Below are 4,352 nucleotides of genomic sequence, written 5' to 3' on the forward strand. Positions count from 1 at the left end.
GCAGAATGGCTGCGGCCCCCGCCATCACACCGGATCCCGTCAGGGTCTTGGGACGGGCAGCCACACCGGCTCTGGCCTGGGCGGCGGCCTCACGGCCACCGGGACGCTCGGCCATCACGTGGGGGCGCTTGCCGTCGGCGGCTTCCTTGGCCATGGCCTTGCGCTCCGTGACAGCGGCCTTGACCCCCAGCACCATCAGGGGCAGGAAGGCGGCCAGACCCGCCAGGACGACGACGGAGGTGGCCACCTTGACCCAGGACGGCACCGGCAGCAGCCACACGGCCAACCCCAGGTTGATCACCGTCAGACGGGCCGCCGCCCACCGTTCCAGCCACGCGGAGCCGGCTTTGAGCACCCGCGGCCCACCGCCCAGGACGGAGGGCAGCAAGTAGGTCATAGCCCCGGTGACCAGTTGCAGCAGGAAACCCACCGCCCAGATCGCCCCGAGCCGAGGATAGGCCTCCGCCAGGCTGACGTCGTCAAGGCGCAGCACCGCCCAGCCCGTGGCCAGACCGGCCACGGTGAACCACACCATGGCGGCGGCAATGGAGGCCGAGGCGAACTCCCGGGGCGGACGCTGCCGGGCGGGTCCCACCAGGCTGCGGCCCCACCACACAAGCCCCAACGCGTAGATCACCAGACCGGCCACGGACACCGGCCGCCACCCCAGCAGCGCCCCGGCCACGGTGACCGTCAGGGCCACCAGCAGGACGGGCAGGGCCTGGGTGGCCAGGCGTTCGGAACGCTGGTCCATGCGCGTCCTCAGGACGGTGGGCCAGAAGGTGACCAGGGTGCCCACCACGGTCAGCCCCACCCAGCCCAACAGCATGGTCATGGTGTGGGCGATCAGCAGGCGGGTGTGCCAGGTGTCCCCCAGGCCCCACGCCAGGGCGGCACCGAGCCCCGCCCCGATCGGCATGCACGCGGCCGAGGCGATGTAGTAGCGCACCACGATCCGGAACCGCATGGGCAGGGCGCGGCGCAGATCGCGGACGAGTTCACCGGCGTGCCACACCACCATCGTGGACACCACCGCAACACCCACCGCCACCAGCCACCACTGCACCGTGGGCACCCCCACGAACACGGCCAGGGAACCCAGCGCCAACAGCCCGAGTCGACGATTCTGCCGGGTCACGGCGCGTTCGTCGGCCCGGGTCTTGAGCAAGGAGGTGGTGAAGTAGGCGCTCCACACCATGATCGAGTGCGTGATGATGCCCAGACCCACCAGGTGGATCAGCAACCACGCGGCAGAGGGGATCCACACATGGGCCAGGGAGACCGTGACGGCCATGGCCGCCCAGACCACCACCGCGAAATCGCGCCATCCGCGCCGCCGCCTCATGATTCAGTCCTTTCCGATGAAGATTGCGCGGGATGCGCTGTGGAGTCTGCGCCACGGTTGGCCGTGACCACGCTGAGCCCGGCCGTGATCAGGAACGTCATCACGGCCACCACGGTCACCACCCCGCCGGCTTGCCACAAGTGCTGGCTTCCCAGGACGTCCCCCATGGCCCGGTAGGTCATTCCCAGGTGCAGCAACGCCAAAGGGACCCACATGACGGGACGGTAGGGCAGCGCGCGGCCCAGAACGGCGGGGAAGATGGTGGGTGCGTGGGCCATGATCATGGAAAACCCAAACCCCAAGAACACCCCGTGGACCACCAGGTCATAGGAGTAGGTGCTCTGGGGCGCTCCCGCGATCACCCAAGTCAACCCTGCGGCAGCCAACCAGACATTGCTGGCCAGCAGCGCCACGGCGTTGAACCGGCGGAAGCCCTCCGTACGGATCATGCGCCGCCCGACGTCGTCGCGGAACAGCCACGCCGCGGTCAGCACACACAGCGCACCGAGCACCCGCAGACCCGGCTCCGGCCACAGCACGGCGGCCACAGCGCTCACGCACAGGGCGAAGGTCAAGGTCACCAGGGTGGGTACGGCACGGCCACCCATGGAGATTTGCGCCAGTTCGGCGCGTTCGGAGGCAATGGTGACCACCAGGAAAACCACCAGAACCGGGATGAGATCGGGCACGTTCAGCAACCACCACAGAACGGATCCGATCAGCAGCAGGAAGGCTCCCAACGTCTGGGCCGCCACCAGATCAGCTCGGGTGCGCCGCCACAGCCCCAGCATCACCAGGACAAAGGCGGCGGCACCTTCAATCACCAGCAATTTCCCCAGTGCGCTGGGTGCCCCCAGGACCAGCATCAATGACCCTGTTCCCAGCAACCCCGGCGCCAGCAGCGCCAGAGGACGGCGGATGGCCTGGGCACGCTCGAGCGAGATGACCGTTCCCAAGAATCCCAGAACCATCAACGGACCGTGCAGATCTGCCAACCGGTCTGAGACCACCGGGGCCCACAGCCCCAGCCGGAGCACGGCACCGTTGAGCCCAGTCGTCAGAGAAATCCCACCCAGGATCAACAGCGCCACGCGGATTCGTCGCAGTGCGGTGGGGCCTGGTGGAGAGTCGGTGAAAGGGCGTACTGGCGGCACCCCACCACATTAATACACGTAGAGATGTATTAATTCAGGTACGGTACTTCCATGCAGGATTTCGGCCCGCGCCCCACTCCCCACCCAGCCAACACCACCCCTGCCCAATACAAGGTTCTACGAACGGTCGCGGCACTGGGTGGCCGGGACATCCGCCATGCCGACATCGCCAAGACCCTGGGCGGGCACCCCAACGCCGTTCGCCCCCATCTGGAGGCCCTGGTCAGTGCGCAGCTGCTGTCTGCCGGAGAAATCCGCGACGGTCATCGCGGCCGCCCACCGCGGATCTATCACGTGACCAGCAAGGGCCACGCCGCCCTCAGCCAGCACACAGCAGCAGGCAACGGCGCCCTGGTGGGGGCCCTCACGGCCTTCATGCTCACCTCCGGCCACGGTCCCGAGGATGCACATCGCGTGGGCCGGATTTGGGGGGACGCACTGGAGGATTCACCCCACTCACCGACCAACGACGGCGACGCCACCCCCATCTCGCGCAGCACACCGGCAGCGGATGCCCCCACCCAGGCGGTGACGCGCGTGGTGGACGTGATGGATTCCCTGGGTTTCGAACCCGATCTTCAAGCGGTGGAATCCGGGCACACCGTGACTCTCAAGGCTTGCCCCATGCTGGAACTGGCCCAACAGAACCCCGAATTCATCTGCCGGATCCACGAGGGACTGATCGCAGGCGTCATGGAACGTGAGGGCACACCCGCCCAGGTTCACCTGCACCCGTTTGCCACCCAGACAGCTTGTCAGGTGCACATCACGCCGCGGCGCCAGCTCTGAGCTCTGGTTTCCAGGACGTCACATGGGTCGAACGGTCAGGGTTTGTGCCACCACACCCACGGGGCCGTCGTCGTCGTGAATGGTGGCAGTGGTGAGCCCGACCCCGGTTGGGCCAAAGGAGACCGAGGTGTGCAGACCCACCCAGGGCAACCGCGGCTCGCGGAAGAAGTGGGCCGTCAGATCCAGGTTGGGGAAGGCCACGGTGGTGTTCTCCGCCCTGGCCGCCACACCGTTCATCACGTCCACCAGGCCCAGGAAAGTCGCGGTGGGTGAGACCGGCTCATCCCGAACCAGGGGTGTGTCCGTGCGCAGCCACGCCATGGCGCGCCCGCGTTCCACCTCCGTACGACGTGCCGTCAGAGAGGCAATGAACCCACCGGGCCACACCTGGGAACCATTCCACGGCTGGTGGTCGCCAGGTCCGCCCACTGGATTCAATCCCACCCCTTGGATGGCGGTGGTGTTGTAGGTCTGCATGAACCATCCGCGTGCAATCACGACGTCGCGCCCGTCATGTGACAACCGCGCCTCCACCAGTTCAATGGTTCTCCCGGGACGCAGCACGGTGACGACCACGCCCACCTGGCCAATGGCAAAGGTGCCCAGGATGTCGTAGGAAACCCGCGTGAGCTGCAGGCCATTGACCCCGCGCGCCCGGCGATCAACCTCCATGCAGTGCGCCAGCAGACCGAGTGCGGGAGCGATGTGCTGCTCCTCCGGATCCCATCCCCCACCCACATGTTTGGTGGCGGCGAAAGAGGCAGGGCCGATACGCTCAAAATAGGAGTTGGTTGGCCCGTGGGCTGTGTTCTGCATCATGTGAGACATCTTCACCCACCCAGCCGTTCCCCAACCACCACACCTGCCCGCCCCCATCCGCCGAGTAGGCCGTTTGATCGCCCATGGATGCCTCAGGGGCGATCAAAGAGCCATCTCGGTGCCCAGAATCACCGTGAGAGGAACCCCATGGACAAGCGCAAGGTCGTCTTCCTGGACGTGGACGGCACGCTCGTGGACTACCGCAACAACATCCCTGATTCCGCCCGGGACGCCATCCGGGCGGC

3 protein-coding genes and 1 pseudogene are annotated in these 4,352 nt (G+C 67.0%); 1 reads left to right on the top strand and 3 read right to left on the bottom strand.

All coding sequences use genetic code 11. The features are described 5' to 3' along the window. Together L979_RS05315 and L979_RS05320 are read right to left on the bottom strand one after the other, a co-directional pair. Positions 1-1,345 (bottom strand): annotated as a pseudogene (locus L979_RS05315) (copper oxidase); the annotation flags it as partial. Further along, a complete protein-coding gene (locus tag L979_RS05320; RefSeq protein WP_197052079.1) occupies positions 1,342-2,499 on the bottom strand; it encodes a hypothetical protein in 1,158 nt (385 codons plus the stop codon). The gene L979_RS05320 and the pseudogene L979_RS05315, both read right to left, overlap by 4 nt. 51 nt (positions 2,500-2,550) lie before the next feature. Between L979_RS05320 and L979_RS05325 the strand changes: the two genes are divergently transcribed. Next, a complete protein-coding gene (locus L979_RS05325) occupies positions 2,551-3,288 on the top strand; it encodes a metalloregulator ArsR/SmtB family transcription factor (RefSeq protein ID WP_047690152.1) in 738 nt (245 codons plus the stop codon). A gap of 18 nt (positions 3,289-3,306) precedes the next feature. Here the strand turns inward: L979_RS05325 and L979_RS05330 are convergent, their stop codons facing one another. Next, complete coding sequence (locus tag L979_RS05330; RefSeq protein ID WP_231559411.1) at positions 3,307-4,107, bottom strand: thioesterase family protein; 801 nt, start codon at positions 4,105-4,107, stop codon at positions 3,307-3,309. Positions 4,108-4,352 lie beyond the last annotated feature (245 nt).

The organism is Kocuria sp. ZOR0020 (assembly GCF_000800955.1).
In the GTDB taxonomy this organism is placed as follows: Bacteria; Actinomycetota; Actinomycetes; order Actinomycetales; family Micrococcaceae; genus Kocuria; species Kocuria subflava.